Annotated in this window: 14 protein-coding genes and 1 pseudogene; 10 read left to right on the top strand and 5 right to left on the bottom strand. The window is 73.9% G+C overall.

What is annotated here, in order from left to right; translation table 11 throughout:
- Positions 1-45: 45 nt before the first annotated feature.
- Positions 46-657: a class I SAM-dependent methyltransferase gene (locus I4I78_RS01555; protein WP_218609336.1), complete on the bottom strand. Its 612-nt coding sequence runs from the start codon at positions 655-657 to the stop codon at positions 46-48.
- Positions 658-804: 147 nt separating this feature from the next.
- Here I4I78_RS01555 and I4I78_RS01550 point away from each other — a divergent pair, with 147 nt between their 5' ends.
- A complete protein-coding gene (locus I4I78_RS01550; protein WP_226378913.1) occupies positions 805-2,172 on the top strand; it encodes a sorbosone dehydrogenase family protein in 1,368 nt (455 codons plus the stop codon).
- 25 nt (positions 2,173-2,197) lie between these two features.
- Here I4I78_RS01550 and I4I78_RS01545 read toward each other — a convergent pair whose 3' ends face one another.
- Positions 2,198-4,111 carry an NAD(P)/FAD-dependent oxidoreductase gene (locus I4I78_RS01545; protein ID WP_308251843.1) on the bottom strand — a complete coding sequence of 638 codons (1,914 nt, stop codon included), beginning with the start codon at positions 4,109-4,111 and terminating at the stop codon, positions 2,198-2,200.
- 157 nt (positions 4,112-4,268) lie between these two features.
- Between I4I78_RS01545 and I4I78_RS34110 the strand changes: the two are divergent.
- The 9 genes and pseudogenes from I4I78_RS34110 to I4I78_RS01500 all read left to right on the top strand — a co-directional run.
- Positions 4,269-4,694 (top strand): annotated as a pseudogene (locus I4I78_RS34110) (alcohol dehydrogenase catalytic domain-containing protein); the annotation flags it as partial.
- Entirely contained in the window at positions 4,577-5,386 is an 810-nt protein-coding gene (locus I4I78_RS34105) for a zinc-binding dehydrogenase (RefSeq protein WP_374225827.1), read from the top strand. The pseudogene I4I78_RS34110 and the gene I4I78_RS34105, both read left to right, overlap by 118 nt.
- Complete coding sequence (locus I4I78_RS01530) at positions 5,383-6,339, top strand: LysR family transcriptional regulator (protein ID WP_218609333.1); 957 nt, start codon at positions 5,383-5,385, stop codon at positions 6,337-6,339. Before I4I78_RS34105 ends, I4I78_RS01530 begins: the two co-directional genes overlap by 4 nt.
- Positions 6,340-6,507: 168 nt before the next feature.
- The gene (locus I4I78_RS01525; protein WP_218609332.1) at positions 6,508-8,022 is read left to right on the top strand and encodes a sodium:solute symporter; all 1,515 of its coding nucleotides are present in this window, start codon (positions 6,508-6,510) and stop codon (positions 8,020-8,022) included.
- A gap of 16 nt (positions 8,023-8,038) precedes the next feature.
- Complete coding sequence (locus tag I4I78_RS01520; protein WP_218609331.1) at positions 8,039-8,464, top strand: hypothetical protein; 426 nt, start codon at positions 8,039-8,041, stop codon at positions 8,462-8,464.
- A complete protein-coding gene (locus tag I4I78_RS01515) occupies positions 8,461-9,597 on the top strand; it encodes a CaiB/BaiF CoA-transferase family protein (protein WP_218609330.1) in 1,137 nt (378 codons plus the stop codon). Before I4I78_RS01520 ends, I4I78_RS01515 begins: the two co-directional genes overlap by 4 nt.
- Positions 9,598-9,709: 112 nt before the next feature.
- Positions 9,710-11,038 carry an MFS transporter gene (locus I4I78_RS01510; RefSeq protein ID WP_218609329.1) on the top strand — a complete coding sequence of 443 codons (1,329 nt, stop codon included), beginning with the start codon at positions 9,710-9,712 and terminating at the stop codon, positions 11,036-11,038.
- A 300-nt stretch (positions 11,039-11,338) separates the two neighbouring features.
- Positions 11,339-11,680, top strand: coding sequence for an RNA polymerase-binding protein RbpA (locus I4I78_RS01505; RefSeq protein ID WP_218609328.1), 342 nt, complete (start codon positions 11,339-11,341; stop codon positions 11,678-11,680).
- Positions 11,681-11,789: 109 nt separating this feature from the next.
- Positions 11,790-13,508 (top strand): DUF885 domain-containing protein, encoded by a 1,719-nt coding sequence (locus I4I78_RS01500; RefSeq protein WP_218609327.1) that lies wholly within the window; start codon positions 11,790-11,792, stop codon positions 13,506-13,508.
- Positions 13,509-13,512: 4 nt separating this feature from the next.
- Here the strand turns inward: I4I78_RS01500 and I4I78_RS01495 are convergent, their stop codons facing one another.
- From I4I78_RS01495 to I4I78_RS01485, 3 genes are all read right to left on the bottom strand, one after another.
- Positions 13,513-14,301 (bottom strand): polyprenol monophosphomannose synthase, encoded by a 789-nt coding sequence (locus I4I78_RS01495; protein ID WP_218609326.1) that lies wholly within the window; start codon positions 14,299-14,301, stop codon positions 13,513-13,515.
- Entirely contained in the window at positions 14,294-16,060 is a 1,767-nt protein-coding gene (lnt, locus tag I4I78_RS01490) for an apolipoprotein N-acyltransferase (protein ID WP_218609325.1), read from the bottom strand. Before lnt ends, I4I78_RS01495 begins: the two co-directional genes overlap by 8 nt.
- 30 nt (positions 16,061-16,090) lie before the next feature.
- The coding region (locus I4I78_RS01485) for a PIG-L deacetylase family protein (RefSeq protein WP_218609324.1) at positions 16,091-16,895 on the bottom strand (805 nt) is incomplete at its 5' end.

Here is a 16,895-nt window from a genome sequence, read left to right as displayed (position 1 = left end):
AGGTCCCCGGGAGACCGCGCCGCCGCCGGGCGGCTCACAGTTCGATCAGACGGACGGCCCGGAGGTCGCACCGGCGCGGGGCCGCGCGGCGTGCAGGATCCGGGCGGGCGGGAGGTTGCGCCACTCCGTCGCCCCGGAACCGACGGACTCGAAGCGCTCCTCCAGACGCCGGCGGAACCGCACGGCGGGCGGCAGCACGGTGGCGTGCGAGTAGGCGAACGTCGCGAAACGACCGTCCGGGGGCATCGCCGCGACGACGGAGTCGAGGATCGCGTCCTGTTTCGGCCCCGGGAACACCGCCCACGGCAGCCCGCTGACCACGAGGTCGACCCGCGTCACCCCGACGGCGCGGAGCAGGCCCGCGGTGTCCGCGGCGTCGCCCTCGATCACCTCGACGCCCGGGTGTCGGGACCGCAGCGCGGCCGCCATCGACGGGTTCACCTCGACCGCGACGTGCCGGCCCCGCCCGCCGAGACGGCGCCGGATCTCCCCGGTGAACGCACCGGACCCGGGGCCCAGCTCCAGCACGACCGGGTCGCCGGACTCCGGGACGTCCGCCGCGATCCGCCGGGCCAGGTACGCCGAACTGGGTGCGACCGCACCGATCGTGGTCGGGGAACGGAGGAACTGCCGGACGAACAGAAGCGTGTCACCCATGGCGGGCATCTTTCCCCGCCGCGTCCTGCCTCGACGACCCGGTCGCCGTCCACCACGACGACCGGGACCTCGCGCGGCCCGGAACCACGCGACGGACCCCGGGTTCGGGCAGAATCGCGGGTAGATCTTCTTCGACGAAGGGTGTCCATGCGCTCGACCCGCCCGCTCCGGCTCGCCGCCGCCGCGCTCACCGCCACCGCGTTGCTGACCGCGTGCTCCGGCCCGACCCCGGTCGACGTTGCCCTGTCCGGCGCCCAGGCCCCGGTCGCCGCGGCCGCGGCCGGCCTGGTCCCGACCACCCTGACCGTCCCGGCCGGGATGGATGCCTCGCCCCTCGACTCGCCGCGCCAGGCGCTGGTGCCGCAGGGCTGGACGATGTCGGTGTTCGCCCGGGTGCCCGAGGCGCGCCTGCCGGTGTGGACCCCGGACCGGCAGCTGCTGGTGTCGGTGCCCGAGGAGGGCCGGGTCGACCGGCTCACCCCGGACGGCCGCGGCGGCTCCACGACGGCTCCCCTCCTCGAGGGCCTCGAGCAGCCGCACGGCATGGCGTTCGCCGGGTCGACGCTCTACGTCGCCGAGAGCAACCAGGTCGCCGCCTACGACTACGCCGGTGGGCAGGTGTCGAACCGGCGGGTCGTGGCCGCGAACCTGCCGGACTCCAAGAGTGCCGACCTCAAGGGCGCCTACGCGCACGCGTTGAAGAGCGTCGCCGTCGGCCCGGACGGCGCGGTGTACGTCTCGGTCGGGTCCACCGGCAACATCTCCGCCGAGGATCTGACGGCGAACCCGCCGCGGGCGTCGATCCTGCGGATCCCGCCGGGCGGCGGGGCGCCCGCGCCGTTCGCGACCGGCGTCCGCAACGGCACCGGCCTGGCCGTGGCCCCGGACGGCGCGGTGTGGACCGCGGTCAACGGACGGGACAACGTGCCCTACCCCTACGACAAACCGTACGGGGACGGGACCGGGTCCGCCTACGGCCAGGTGATCAAGGACTACGTCACGAACCACCCGGGCGAGCAGCTGGCGAAGCTGACGCAGGGCCGCAACCTGGGCTGGCCGTACTGCAACATCGAGCGCGACGCCGACCCCGGTGTCGCCGGCAGCCCGGTGAAGGGCTCGGACGTGGGCTTCGTGCGCGACGCGGAGATGAACCCGGACGGGTCGAAGCTGGACTGCGCGACGCTGCCGCGGGTCGAGCAGACCTTCGGCGCGCACTCCGCCCCGCTGGGCCTGTCGTTCGTCGACGGCGCCCTGCCGGGCCCGTACGCGCAGGGCGCGCTGGCCGGGGTGCACGGCTCCTGGAACGCGAGCCCGCCGCGGGCCCCGGAGGTGTCGTTCTTCCCGTACGAGAACGGCGCGCTGGGCCCTCAGCAGACGCTGGTCGGCGGCTTCCAGGACACCGACGGGTCGCGCTGGGGACGCCCGGTCGCCGCGGTCGCGGGCCCCGACGGCGCGGTCTACGTGACCGACGACGACGCCGGCGCCGTCTACCGCCTCGCCCCACCCGGCCGCTGACCCCGCCGGACCCCAGCACAGAACGTCAGGGCAGCGGGTCGAGGCGGTACTCCGCGGGGTCGGCGTCGCGGGTCATCGCCCAGTAGTCGACGACCCGGTACGGCGAGTTCGCGACGACCCGGCCGGCCGGGTTGCGGTAGTAGGTCGTCATCCCGGGATGGGTCCAGACCATCTGCTCGTGCGCGGCGTCGACGTCGGCGACCCACCGGTCGTGGCACTCCGGGCGGACCTCGACCGCGCCGATCCGTTCCCGGCCCATCCGGGCGACGAGGTCGACGATGTAGCGGGCCTGCGCCTCGGCCACGAAGATGAAGCTGCCGCCGGCCCCCGCGTTGGTGTTCGGGCCGTACATCAGGAACAGGTTCGGGAAGCCGGGCACGGTGATCCCGAGGTGCGCGGTGGCGTCGTCAGCACCCCACACCTCGTGCAGCTCGCGCCCGTCGCGGCCGCGGACCTCGACGCCGGGCAGGAAGTTCTGCGCGTCGAACCCGGTGCCCAGCACCAGGACGTCGGCGTCGTGCTGCTCCCCCGTCTCCGTCACGACCCCGGTCGGCGTGACCCGCGCGACGGCGTCGGTGACGAGCTCGACGTCGTCGCGGCGCAGCGCGGCGAACCAGCCGTTGTCGAGCAGCATCCGCTTGCCGAACGGCGGGTAGGTCGGTGTGCACTTCTCGACCAGGTCCGGGCGGCCGGCGAGCTCGCTCTCCAGGTAACGGGTGAAGTAGCGGCGGTGCCCGTCGTTGACGGCATTGAGCGAGCGCTCCGGGTGCTCCCACCCCGGGTCGGTGCGCAGGCTCGGGTGCACGCGGTCGTTGAACACCCAGGCCAGCCGGAACCGGTACCAGGGGTGGTAGTAGGGCACGTGGTGCATCAGCCAGTGCACGTCGTCGCCGACCGGCGCGAAGTACTCCGCGTTCGGCGCGATCCACTGCGGGGAGCGCTGGAACACCGTCAGGTGCGACGGGCGCCCGACGATCGCGGGCACCACCTGCATCGCGCTCGCCCCGGTCCCGACGACGGCGACCCGCCGCCCGGACAGGTCGAGGTCGTGGCGCCACTCGGTGGTGTGGAACGCCGGCCCGGCGAAGTCGGAGAGCCCGGGCAGGTCCGGGACGACCGTGCGGTTGAACAGTCCGACGGCACTGATCACCGCCGTCCCGGTCCAGGTCCGGCCCCCGGCGCGGACGGTCCAGCGCCGGGCGTCCCCGTCCCAGTCCGCGGACTCGACCTCGACCCCGAACTCGGCGTGGCGGCGCAGGTCGAAGTGCTCGGCCATGTCGGCGATGTAGCCGACCATCTCGTCGCGCTTGCCGAAGTGGGTGGACCAGTCGCGGGGAAAGAACGAGAACGAGTACAGGTAGCTGGGGGTGTCGACGCCGGCACCCGGGTAGTCGTTGGTCAGCCAGACCCCGCCGACGTCGCGGCGGCGTTCCAGGATCACGAACGGCACCCCGGCGCGCTGCAGCCGGACGGCGGCGATCAGCCCGGACACCCCGGCCCCGATGATGATCACGCGCAGGTCCCGGCCGGCGACCTCCGCGGCCGGGACCGGCGACGGTTCGGCCTCCGGTGCGAAGCCCATGTCCTCGCGCATCAGGCGCTCGTACTCGTCCGGGACCTCCTCGGCGACGGCGGTGCCCAGCATGCGGCGCAACAGCTCCGGTTCCGGATCCGGCACCGCGGCAGCGGCACCGCCGGACCAGGCGGTGACCGCCTCGACGGCGGCGGCCCTCAGCGCGGCGGCCGTGTCGTCGTCGAAGCCACCGGAGTCGTGCGGCCCGAGCCCGGGCGAGCGGGACGGCCGGAACGGGTCGGTCAGCCACCGCTGGTCACCGGTCAGGTGGAAGGTCACCATCGCCAGCGTCGGCAGGTTCGCCGACTCCACGGCGGTACGCAGCCGCGCGGTGTCGATCGGGCGGCGCGGGACCTGCTCGGGCACCGAAGACCTCCTCGTCCGGTGCGGCGGTCGCGCACCGGCCCGCCTCCAGGATGACCGACCGGCCGCCCGGACGCGATCACGGCGACAGGTTGCGGCGCGGCACCGCCACCGGACACGGTGAGCACGACCTGTCGACGACGAGAGGGCGGACGTTCACATGAGTACCGACACCAGCGGACGGGCGGCCGTCCTGGCCGAGTACTCGGCGCCGTTCGTCGTCGAGGATTTCCCGCGACCCGTGCCCGAGCCCGGCGCGCTGGTCGTCGACATCGAGGCGGCGACGGTCTGCGGCTCGGACGTGCACGTCTGGCTCGGCCACCTCGCCGGCCGGTTGCCGATCACGCCCCCGCTCATCCTCGGCCACGAGATGGCCGGCCGGGTGACCGCCGTCGGGTCCGGCGCGGACCTCGACAGCCTGGGGCGGCCGGTGCGGATAGGCGACCGGGTCGTCTGGGCGCACACCCCGTGCGGGCGCTGCCACCAGTGCACCGTCGAGCGCGAACCGACGCAGTGCGCCGCCCGCTACATCGGCTACCTCAACGACTGCAGCGTTCCGCCGCACTTCACCGGCTCCTTCGCCGAGATCGGCTACGTGATTCCCCGGGCCGGGCGGCTCCTCGTCCCGGACGCCGTCGACAGCGCCTGGGCATCGGCCGGCAGCTGCGCCCTGCGCACGGTCGTCAGGGCGCTCGAGGTGGCCGGGCCGATCGACCACACCGACACCGTCGTCGTGCAGGGCGCGGGGCCGCTCGGACTGTTCGCGACGGCGCTGCTGTCGCTGCACAACCCACGGAAGCTGATCGTCGTCGGGGGCCCGGCGGACCGGCTCGCGGTCGCCGCGGGGTGGGGCGCCACCGACACCGTCCCGGTCGAGGAGCACCCGGACGCGGCCGAGCGCGCCGAGATCATCGCGCAGCTCCCGGCGGCGGCCCGACGGTCGGCTTCGAGCTCGCCGGGGCGCCCGGTGCGGTCGCCGAGGGCATCGACCTGATGGGACGGGGCGGGCGCTACGTCGTGATGGGCACCCTCGGCGGCGAGCGCCAGGCCGTCGACGCGGCCAGGATCGCGACCCGCGGCCTGCGCATTCTCGGCTCGATGAGCGGCGACATCGCCGACTACCACGTCGCCCTCGAGATCCTGGAGCGCTTCCGGGACCGGTTCGACTGGAACCGGATGTTGGGTCGCCGCTACGGCCTGGACGGGCTGGAGGAGGCCATGAACTCGATGCGCGCCATGGAGCAGATCAAGCCCGTGATCGAGCCGGCCCGACGATGACCAGGACGGCCCCGGACGCCGCCGGGCGCTGGGACGACCGGCTGCCGGCCCCGGACGTCACGCTGACCCACCTGGAGTACTTCCACGCGGTGGCGCGGGAGGGGAGCTTCAGCGCGGCGGCCGCCGCACTGCACGTCGCGCAGTCGTCGCTGAGCCGGTCGATGGCGGCACTGGAACGCCGCTTCGGCGTCGAGCTCGCGGTGCGCGACGCCCGGGGGGTGACCCTGACCCCGGCCGGGGAGGCGTTCCGCCGGTCGGCGCAGAGCATCCTGGACGCGCGCGCCGCCGGGCTGGAGACGTTCCGTCGCTTCACCGCGGGCGAGGCCGGGTCGGTGCACGTGGCCACGCTGCCCTCGCTCGTCGGCTACCGCCTGGGCCCCACGATCCGGCGGTACCGGGAGCGCCGACCGGAGGTGTCGTTCACGATCGGCGACGCGCCGGCGGGCGCGATCGTGGCCCAGGTCGCCTCCGGCGAGGCCGATCTGGGTATCGCCAACCGGCCCGCAGCGCCGGGCCCGCTGCGGGTCGAGCCGCTGTTCGACGAACCGGTCCACCTGGTCGTGCCGCGCGAGCACCGGTGGGCCGGGCGCGGCGGTGTGGCGTGGGCCGAGCTGGCCGCCGAAACAGTGATCACGACCCGCGCCGGCACCAGCGTCCGGCCGCTGGTCGACGCCGGGTTGCGCGCGGCCGGTCTCGATGCGGCGACGGTGTTCGAGGCCGGGCAGCTGGTCACCATCGGCGGCCTGGTGACCGCCGGGCTCGGCGTGGCGCCGCTGCCGGCGTCCACGATCGCCTGCCTCGGCCCCGCGGACGGCTTCGTCAGCATGCCGCTGCGGGACCCGGTGCTGCGCCGGGAGATCACGCTGCTCCGCGCCGACCGCCCGCCGACCCCGGCCGCCGCGGAGTTCGCCGCGTTGCTGCGCGAGGCCTACCGCGACGCCGGGCCGGGCTGAGAGCCGCGCCTCCGCGGGGTATGTCCGCACCGCATGGCTGCATGCCCAAACTCCGCACCCGGCGCGCAGGTACGGCGGCTACCGTCACGGCACCGGTCAAGGGCGACCGGACGGGCCCGCCCCGCGGCCACGCGCCCGGGCCGGGTCCGCTCACCCACGGGAGGTCCGATGGACGAGCAGACGATCATTCTCGGGATCTCGATCGCCTACCTCGCCGTGATGCTCGGCATCGGGGTGTGGGCCAACCGGCGGATGGCCTCGGCGAAGGAGTTCCTGGTCGCGGGCCAGTCCCTCGGGTTCTTCGTGATGGCGATGGCCTCGTTCTCGTCCATCCAGAGCGGCTGGGGCATGGTCGGCGCCACCGGGACGACCTCGAGCTGGGGCATCGGCGCGTTCGTCGCGGCCGCCCTGCTCCCGCCGCTGGGCTTCACCCTGGCGTGGTTCCTGCTGGGCGGGCGCCTGCGCGCGATCGCGCAGCGCCACGAGGTCTACAGCATCCCGGACATCGTCCGGGTCCGGTACAGCTCCCGCTCCGCACACTTCTCGATGTCGGTGGCGATGATCATCGGCGCGATCGGCTACATGACCGCCCAGGTCGTCGCGTCCGGGGTCATCATGAGCCTGCTGCTCGGGATCTCGCTCGGCACCGCGACACTGCTGGGTGCCCTGGTGGTGGCCGCGTACACGATCGCGGGGGGCATGCTCGCCGCGGTCTGGACCGACCTCGTGCAGGGCATCCTGATGATCGCGATGTCGGTCGTGGTCTTCGTCGTCGCACTCGGTGTGGGCGGCGGGTGGGGCTCGACGATGGCCACGATCACCGCATCGGACCCCGACCTGCTGGCCCTCGACGGGGTCAAGCCGGCCGCCTGGATCGGCGCGAACGCGATCATGATCCTGCTCGGGGTGGTGGCCCAGCCGCAGCTGATCCACAAGTTCCTCATGCTCCGCTCCTCGCGCGAGCTGAAGTGGGGCGCGACGGTGGCGGCGATCGGCTACGCGACGACCACGCTGTTCTCCCTCGGCGTCGGGCTCGGCACCCGGGCGGCGATCGCCGACGGGCGGATGGCCGAACCCGGCGTCGTCGACGACACCGCGACCAGCTTCCTGGACACCTTCACCAGTCCGCTGGTGGCCGGCCTCGCGCTCACCGCGCTGCTCGCGGCGATCATGTCCAGCGCGAGCAGCTTCATCACGATCGGCGCCTCGGCGCTGACCCGGGACCTGATGTCCTCGCTCGGCCTGCGGATCCGCCACGAGCTCGCCTGGAACCGCGTGGCCAGCCTGGCCGTCGTCGCGGCCGCGCTCTACGTCGGGCTCTACCTGGACCAGATCATCTACCTGCTCGGCGCGATCGGCTGGGCCGCGTTCGCCGCGGCGATCTTCGGCCCGGTCGTGCTGGGCATCTACTGGCGACGCGGCACGGGTGTCGCCACCACCGTCTCGGTCGTGGTCGGGCTGGGGCTCAACATCGTGCTGACACTGCTCACCAGCGCGGGGTGGACGCCTCCCCCGACGTTCTTCTCCGGCGGCGTCGTGGTCTGCGCCGGGATCCTGGTCTACATCGGCGTGTCGGCGTGCACCCGGTCGGCCGCCGACCGGGAACGGTTCGACGGCCTCTACCCGGCAGCCGCTCCACCCGGGCCCGACCGGGTGGCATCGACCTCGCAGCCGCTGGCCTGAGCGAAGGGACGCACGGATGTACTCCTCTGCTACCGGGCAGGCCCGGGTGGACCGGTTCGTGGCCGTGTTCGCGCTGCTGCTGGTGATCGCCCTGGTCGGGATGCTGACCGGACACGCGGCCCTGGTCATCGCGCCGATATCGCTGCTGGCACTGACCCTCACGCTGCTCGCGGTCCTCGGGCCGGACAACCGGTGGCCCGACCGCGCGACACTGTTCCTGGTCTGTGTCTTCCACACGGTCTCGATCGCGTTGTGGGCCGTGGCGCTCGGCGCGATCGGCGACGAGACCCCCGCGTTCGCCGGGATGCCGCTGAGCACCGGGATCCTGACCCTCGTCGCCTGGCCGGTCTACGCCCTGCTCGGCGGGCCGGTGTACGCGTTCTGCGCCGTCCGGTCCGGGCTGGTCGCCGACGTGGCGTCCGGCCGCGCGGGCGCCACGTGAACGAGGCGCAGACCTACGCCGGGCTGCGGGTGCTGGACTTCTCCGCCGTCATCGCCGGGCCGATGGCGACGATGATCCTGGCCGACCTGGGCGCCGACGTGATCAAGGTCGAGCGGACGACCGGCGAGGACGGCAGGCTGCTGCCGCCGTTCCGGAACGGGATGTCCACGGTGTTCAGCGCGTTCAACCACAACAAGCGCTCGATCGCGATCGACCTGGCCACGGACGAGGGCCGGGAGACGGCGCTGCGGCTGTCCGACACCGCCGACGTCGTGGTGCAGAGCTTCCGTCCAGGGAAGATCGACAAGCTGGGCCTGTCCTGGGAGGCGCTGCACGCGCGCAACCCGCGGCTGGTCTACTGCTCGATCTCGGCGTGGGGCACCGGCCCGATCGGGCACGACCTGCCCGGCTACGACCCGGTGCTGCAGGCGTTCTGCGGGATCATGGACGCCAACGGGCACCCGGACGGGCCGTCGGCGCGGGTCCCGTCGTCGATCGTGGACATCACCACCGGGATGTGGGCGGCCACCGCGATCCAGGCCGCGCTCGCCCGCCGCGAGCGCACCGGCGAGGGCGAGCTGGTGGAGCTGGCCCTGGTCGACGCCGGGTTCGCGCTGATGAGCCACCAGGCGATGACGATGCTGGCCACCGGCCGTCCCCCGGCCAGGACCGGCGCGGTCACCCCGATGGCGGCGCCCTACGAGACCCTGGCCACCCGCGACGGCGAGATCATGATCGCGGCCGGGAACCAGGGCCTGTTCGCCCGGCTGTGCACCGCGCTCGGGGCCCCGGAGACCGTCGCCGACCCGCGCTTCGCCACCCTGGCCGATCGGGTCGCGCACCGCGACGAGCTGCACGACCTGCTCGAGGCCCGGACCCTGCCGATGTCGCGCGCCGAGGCCGAGCGCCGGTTGGTCGAGGCCGAGGTCCCGGTGTCGGCGGTGAACCCGCTCGACGTCGCGCTGGACAGCCCGGCCGCACGGGAGCGCCGGGTGCTGGTCGAGGCCGACGGCGCCGACGACGGCCTGCAGCTGATGCGCCTGCCGTTCCTGCCCCCGGAGCGCGGCCTGCGCCGGCCGCCGGACCTGGGCGAGCACACCGTGGAGATCCTGGCCGAGCTCGAGGGAGCCTGATGCGTACCCGCCGACCCGGCGGTCTCGTCGGTACGAAACGGCGCTGCGGTCACCGGACGTCTACGTAGTTCGACGATCTTCGCCCCGGCCGGCCGGCCGCTAGGCTCGCGCCGTGACCAGCCCCGCCACCGCCCCTCCGGCCTCGCAGCCCGCACCGCGCCGCGGCCAGGTACTGACCTGGGGCCTGTGGGACTGGGGCTCCTCGGCGTTCACCACGATCATCCTGACGTTCGTGTTCTCGGTCTACCTGACCGGCTCGGTGGGCGACGACCTGCCCGGCACGATCAGCGTGAACAGCTGGCTGAGCTGGTCCACCGCCGCGGCCGGCCTGCTGATCGCGCTGATGGCGCCGGTGATCGGCCAGAGCGCGGACCGGGCCGGGCGGCGGCTGCGCTCGACCGGGCTGTGGACCGCGGCCGTGGTGGTGACCGTGGCGCTGATGTTCTTCGTCCGCGACGACTACCAGTACCTGTGGCTCGGCCTGGCCCTGCTCGGCCTGGCCTCGATCTTCTTCGAGCTGGCCCAGGTGTCCTACTTCGCCCTGCTCTCCCAGGTCTCGACACCGGCCAACGTCGGGCGCGTGTCCGGGTTCGGCTGGTCGATGGGCTACTTCGGCGGGATCGTGCTGCTGCTTCTCGTCTACGTCGGGCTGATCGCCGGCGACGGCGGCGCGCTCGGCCTGGGCACCGGGGACGGGATCAACATCCGGGTGGTGGCGCTCGTGGCCGCCGTCTGGTTCGCCGTGTTCGCGATCCCGATGTTCTTCTCGCTGCCGGAGACCCCGCCGGCGGCCGCCCGGGCGCGGCTCGGGGTGCTCGGCTCCTACCGCAAGCTGCTCACCGACCTGCGCGACCTCTACCGGCGCGAACCGCACACCGTGTACTTCCTGGGCGCCAGCGCGCTCTACCGGGACGGGCTCAACGCGGTGTTCGCGTTCGGCGGGGTGATCGCGGTGACCGTCTACGGGATGGACCCCGGCACCGTCCTGATCTTCGGCGTGGTGATCAACGTGGTGTCCGCGCTCGGGGCGCTGGCCGGCGGGTGGCTCGACGACCGGGTGGGGCCCAAGGCGGTCGTCGTCGGCTCGCTCGCCGGCCTCGTCATCGTCGGGATCATCCTGCTGTTCGTCTCCGGCCCGAACGCGTTCTGGGTGTTCGGGCTGGTGCTGGGCCTGTTCGTCGGCCCGGCGCAGGCGTCGTCGCGGTCGTACATGAACCGGCTGTGCCCGCCCGGGCAGGAGGGCCAGCTGTTCGGGCTCTACGCGACGACCGGGCGGGCGGTGTCGTTCCTGGCCCCCGCCCTGATCGGGCTGTTCACCTACCTGTTCTCCTCCGACCGGGCGGGCACCGTCGGAATCGTGCTGGTGCTCGCCGCCGGCCTGGTCGCGGTGCTGCCGGTGAAGGCTCCGGTCCGGTCCGCAGAAGCGGTGCCGACCGCCTGACCGGGCCGCGGACCGTGACCCCGAACGCACCCGCGATCCGACCGGGAACACGCCGTGAACACTGCGCCAACGCGACGTGAGCTAAGTCACAGATGGCTGACACGTCACATCAGCGTGTGCGATAGGCCCGGATAGGGAACACTGGCTCGTCGGGCCAGGGACAGTTACCACCGGGTAGTCACGGTGGGAGCACCCCGGGTCGGTCACCAGGAATGACAGTAACGGCACAAACGTTACACCTGGTGGCGGCGAAGTAACCGTCGAGGGTCCGCCCTCGTACACCGCACAGGAGGGTGACACATGGCCGACCGCGTACTGCGTGGAAGCCGGCTCGGGGCTGTCAGCTACGAGACCGACCGTAACCACGACCTCGCGCCGCGGCAGATGGTGCGCTATGTGTCCGAGGCGGGTTTCGAGTTCGAGGTCCCGTTCGCCAACGACGCGGAGCCGCCGGCCACCTGGGAGTCCCCGCAGGGTGGCGTCGGCAAGCGCGCCGACGGCAACGAGCCGGAGGCCAAGAAGGCCAAGCCTCCGCGCACGCACTGGGACATGCTGCTCGAGCGCCGCTCCATCGCGGAGCTGGAGGAGCTGCTCAACGAGCGTCTCGAGCTGCTGCGTGAGCGCCGCGCCGAGATCGCCTGACGCACCGCACCACCACGTCCGCGACGACGGACACCACGGAGCCGGGCCACCTGGACAAGGGGGCCCGGCTCCGTCGCGTGGGGGCAGCGCGGGTGTGCATGATGGCGCCATGGCGTCCCACACCCCGAACCCCGCCCGCGCCGTCCGCGATCTCGCCGACGACCACGTCGACCGGCTGGCCGCCCTGGACCCGGTCCTCGCCGGCGAGCTGGGCCACACCGACGGGCAGGACCGGCTCCCCGATCTCTCCCCCACCGGTCAGGACGCCCTCGACGCCCTGGACCGCGACACCCTCGACCGGCTGAGCACGCTCACCGGCGGCACCGCCCCCGAGGACCCCGATGAGCGTCGCTGCGCGCGGCTGCTCTCCGAGCGGCTGCACGCCAACCTGGACGTGTCGGCCTCCGGCGAGCACCTGCGCGCGGTCCAGGAGCTGTTCGGCCCGGTCCAGGGCATCCGCCTGGCGTTCACCCTGATGCCGGTGGCGACCGAGCAGGACTGGGCGAACGTGGCCGGCCGGATGAGCCGGGTGCCGCAGGCGATGCGCGAGTACCGGGACAGCCTCGCCGAGGGCGACCGGCGCGGCCTGCACGCCGCACCGCGGCAGGTCCGGCGGGTCGCCGAGCAGATCGACGCCTGGGTCGGCGACGCCGGAGGGCGCGGCTGGTTCTCCGGGTTCGCCGACACCGCCGACTCCGCCTCCGTCGGCGACGCCGTCCGCGCCGACCTCGACTCCGCCGCGCCGCGGGCCACCGAGGCGCTCGCCGAGCTGGCGCAGTGGCTGCGCACCGAGTACCTGCCGCGCACCGAGGGCACCCCGGACGGGGTCGGGGCCGAGCGCTACCGGCTCGCCACGCGCTACTGGAACGGCGCCGACATCGACGTCGACGAGGTGTACGCCTGGGGCTGGTCGGAGTTCCGCCGGCTGCGCGAGGAGATGACGGTCGAGGCCGGACGGATCAAGCCGGGCGCCGGCGCCGCCGAGGTGATGGCCCACCTGGACCTGCACGGCGACGTCGTCACCGGCGGCGAGGCGGCGCGGGCCCGGCTGCAGACCATGATGGACGACACGATCGCCGACCTGGGCCGCACGCACTTCGACCTGGCCGAGCCGCTCCGCACCGTCGAGGCGCGCCTGGCCCCGGCCGGCAGCGCCGCCGCGCCGTACTACACGCCGCCGACGCTGGACTTCTCCCGCCCGGGCCGGACCTGGCTGCCGGTGACCGCCGACGACCGCTACCCGATGTGGGACCTGATCAGCACCTGGTACCACGAGGGCGTCCCGGGCCACCACCTGCAGATGGCGCAGTGGGCGTACCGGGCGGCGGACCTGTCGTCCTACCAGGCCAACGTCGGGTCGGTCAGCGCGAACCTGGAGGGCTGGGCGCTCTACGCGGAGCTGCTGATGGACGAGCTCGGCTACCACACCGACTCCGGCTCGCGGATGGGCTACCTCAACGGCCAGATGCTGCGCGCGGTCCGGGTCGTGATCGACATCGGGATGCACCTGTCGCTGCCGATCCCGGACGACTCCCCGGTCGGGGCGGGCCTGCGCTGGACCCCGGAGCTGGGCCGGGAGTTCTTCCGGGCCCACGTCGGAGGCAGCGACGAGCTCGTCGACAGCGAGCTGCTGCGCTACCTGGGCGGCCCCGGGCAGGCGATCGGCTACAAGCTCGGTGAGCGGGCCTGGCTGGCGGGGCGGGAGGCGGCCCGTCGGGCGCACACCGGGCGCGGCGAGGAGTTCGACCTCAAGACCTGGCACATGACCGCGCTCTCGCAGGGCTCGCTCGGCCTCGACGACCTGGTCGGCGAGCTGGCCGCGATCTGACCCGTCAGGCGCGGACGGGGCCCTCCGGGATCGGGTCGACGGGATCGATCGGGTCCGGCGGGCAGGCCCCGCTGCCGAAGCGGTGCGACATGCCCCAGCAGGTGACCCGCCAGAGCGCCTCGCCCACGATCGTCGAGTTCATCTTCGACGTCCCGCGCTCGCGTTCGGTGAACGTGATCGGCACCTCGCGCACCCGGAACCCGGACTGCACCGCGCGCCAGGCCATGTCGACCTGGAAGCAGTACCCCTGCGAGGCGACGGTCTCGAGGCGCAGCTCCTCGAGCACCTCGCGGCGGTATACGCGGTAGCCGCCGGTGATGTCGCTGATCGGGACGCCGAGCGCGAGCCGGGAGTAGAGGTTGCCGCCGCGGGAGAGCATCTGGCGGTGCCACGGCCAGTTCACCACGCGCCCGCCGGGCACGTACCGCGAGCCGAGGACGAGGTCGGCGTCGTCGAGGGCGTGCAGCAGCGCGGGCAGGTCCTCCGGGGCGTGCGAGCCGTCGGCGTCCATCTCCACGACGACCTGGTGCTCGCCGCGCAGGGCGTGCGCGAAGCCGGCCAGGTAGGCGGCACCGAGACCGGACTTGCCGGTGCGGTGCAGGACCCGGACCCGCTCGTCTGCGGCGGCGAACTCGTCGGCCAGCTCACCGGTGCCGTCCGGGCTCGCGTCGTCGACGACCAGTACGTCGGCCTCGGGCACGGCCGCGTGCAGGCGCGCGAGAGCCGGGCCGAGGTTCTCCCGCTCCTCGTAGGTCGGGATCACCACCAGGACCGGACCCGGGGGCTCAGCCATGCTCGTCCTCTCCACCCTGCGGAACGCCACCCTGCGCAACGCGACCCTGCGGAACGTCACCCTGCCCGCCCCGTCCCGCCGTGCCGTCCGCGTTCGGCCCAACGGCATCCGACGACCCTACGCCCGGGCGCGCGGACCGCCGCCGCGACGTCCCGACGGCGAACGCGACCGCCAGCACACCGAGGGCCGTGAGCGTCCACTCCGGGACCGACCGCAGGCGCCCGGCCAGCGTGGAGGTGCCCTTCAGCGGGACCCGGTCGACCAGGACACCCGGTACGAACTGGCCGGTCGAGGCCGTGACCGTGCCGTCCGGGCGGATCATCGCGCTGACCCCGCTGGTGGTCGCGACGACGACCGGGCGGTCGTGCTCGACCGCCCGCACCCGCGACATCGCCAGCTGCTGGAAGGTCATCTCGGTCAGGCCGAACGTGGCGTTGTTGCTGGGCACGGCGAGGATCTGGGCGCCGGCGTCGACGCTGTCGGCGACCAGGTCGTCGAACGCGACCTCCCAGCAGATCGCGACACCGACCGCGATCCCGGCCATCGGGGCCACCCCGGACCCGGGGCCGGGCACGAAGTTCCCGGCGCGGTCGACGTAGGAGGAGAACAGGCGGAAGAACGAGCGCCACGGCATGTACTCGCCGAAGGGCTGGATCCGCCGCTTGTCGGTGCGCGCGACGACGCCCTGCCCGGCCTCCCAGATCAGCGCCGCGTTGCTGGTGGTGCGGTCGCCGTTGACGAGCACCGCGCCGACCAGGATGGGCGCGCGGATCGCCGCGGCGGCCGCGTCGATCCGGACGGCGGCGTCGGCGTTGCGCAGCGGGTCGATGTCGGAGGAGTTCTCCGGCCAGATCACGATGTCGGGGCGGGGTTGGCGCCCCGCGGCGACGTCGGCGGCGAGCCGCTCGGTCTGGCGGACGTGGTTGTCCAGCACGGCCCGGCGCTGGGCGTTGAACTCCAGGCCCAGGCGCGGCACGTTGCCCTGGATCGCGGCGACGGTGACCGTCCGCTCCGGCGGACCGGCCTGCGGCGGCACGAGCGCCGCCAGCGGCCCGGCGACCAGGACGAGTGCGACAAGCACCGCCGGGACGGCGGCCCACCGCGTCGACCTCGTCGCGAGGCCGTCGGCGGGGCGCTCCGATGTGGTCCGCAGCCCGCGCACCGCGATCCGCAGCACCTCGCCCAGCGCGAGCCCGGCCAGGACCGTGACGAACGAGAGCAGCGGGACCCCGCCGAGCGCGGCCAGCGGCAGCGTCGGGGCGTCCGGCTGGCCGAACCCGACCCGGCCCCAGGGCAGCCCGCCGAACGGGATCCGCCCGCGTATCGCCTCGGCGGCGACCCACACCGCGGCGGCCCACACCGGCCACAGTGCCGAGGACCACCCGGCGCGCAAGCGCGACACCAGCGCCATCCCGGCCCCGGCCAGGCCCAGGAACAGCGACTCGAACACGACGAGGGCCACCCACGGCAGCGACCCGACGAAGTACCCGGTCCAGCTCAGCAGCGGCAGCAGAAAGCCGATCCCGAACAGCATCCCGAGCTCGAACCCGCGCCGTGGCCCGGCCCCGCGCAGGAGCACCCCGAACAGCGCGAACGCCGGCAGCGCCAGCCACCACAGGGTCCGCGGGGGGAAGCTCGCGTAGAGCAGGACACCGGCCCCGGCGGCGAGCAGCCAGGCGCCGATCCGCAGCCCCCACAGCGAGGTTCGGGACGGGGTCGGCGACGCCGGTGCGGGCGGGCTCGTCAACGTCGCGGACACGCGATGAGACTACGTCCTCGGGTCAGGGCGTCATCGCGGACTCGGCGCGCCGGCGAGCAGGTGCGCGTTGCCCAGGCCGTCGAGCAGCCCGTGTCCTCCCGCCCCGGCGCGGGCGTCGTCGCGCAGGAACCACTCGTAGCCGTAGGTCGCGGCGAACGTCTCGTCCGGCACCGCGTCCGGGGCGATCTGGCTGGCATGCGCGAGCATCGCCGCCCGTTTGGCGGCGAGGTCGCGCGCGGATCCGGCGACGGCCGTCGCGATCTCGGCGGTGACCCGCCCGAACGCGACGTCGGCGGCGCGGGCCGCGCCGTGCACCAGGTGCCGGTCGCGGGCACTGAGGTGCAGGTGTTCCCGGTCGACGGTCATCCGGTAGCCGGCGGCACCGGACAGCGAGGCCGCGGTGGCCCCGACCGCGTGCGCGACGCGGTGGTCGGGGTGGCCGTAGATGCCGGCGTCGTCGTCGTAGACCAGGGTCGCGGCGCCCTCGGCGTCGGCGAGCTCGGCGACGCGGCGTCCCAACGCGAGCGGGTCGGCCCCGGCCAGCGCGCCGGCGTGCGACTCGCCGGGGCCACCGGGCAGGCCGGAGTCGCGGTGCCCGAGCAGGACCAGGCGGGCGACGCCGAGCAGCTCGGCGGCGTGCTCGAGCTCGCGGCGACGGCGGGCGGCGACGGTCTCGCCGTCGGAGAGCGGCAGGCGGGAACCGCCCAGCTCACCGCCGGTGGCCATCACCAGGACGACGCGGGCGCCGGCGTCGGCGAGGCGGCGCAGCGTGATCCCGGTGAAGATGGCCTCGTCGTCGGGGTGGGCGTGCAGGGCGAGGACGGTCTCGCCGGAG

Origin of the sequence: Pseudonocardia sp. KRD291 (assembly GCF_019263595.1) — a bacterium.
GTDB lineage: Bacteria > Actinomycetota > Actinomycetes > Mycobacteriales > Pseudonocardiaceae > Pseudonocardia.
The sequence above is the reverse complement of the archived record's forward strand: the minus strand, read 5'-3'. Positions and strand labels throughout refer to the sequence as shown.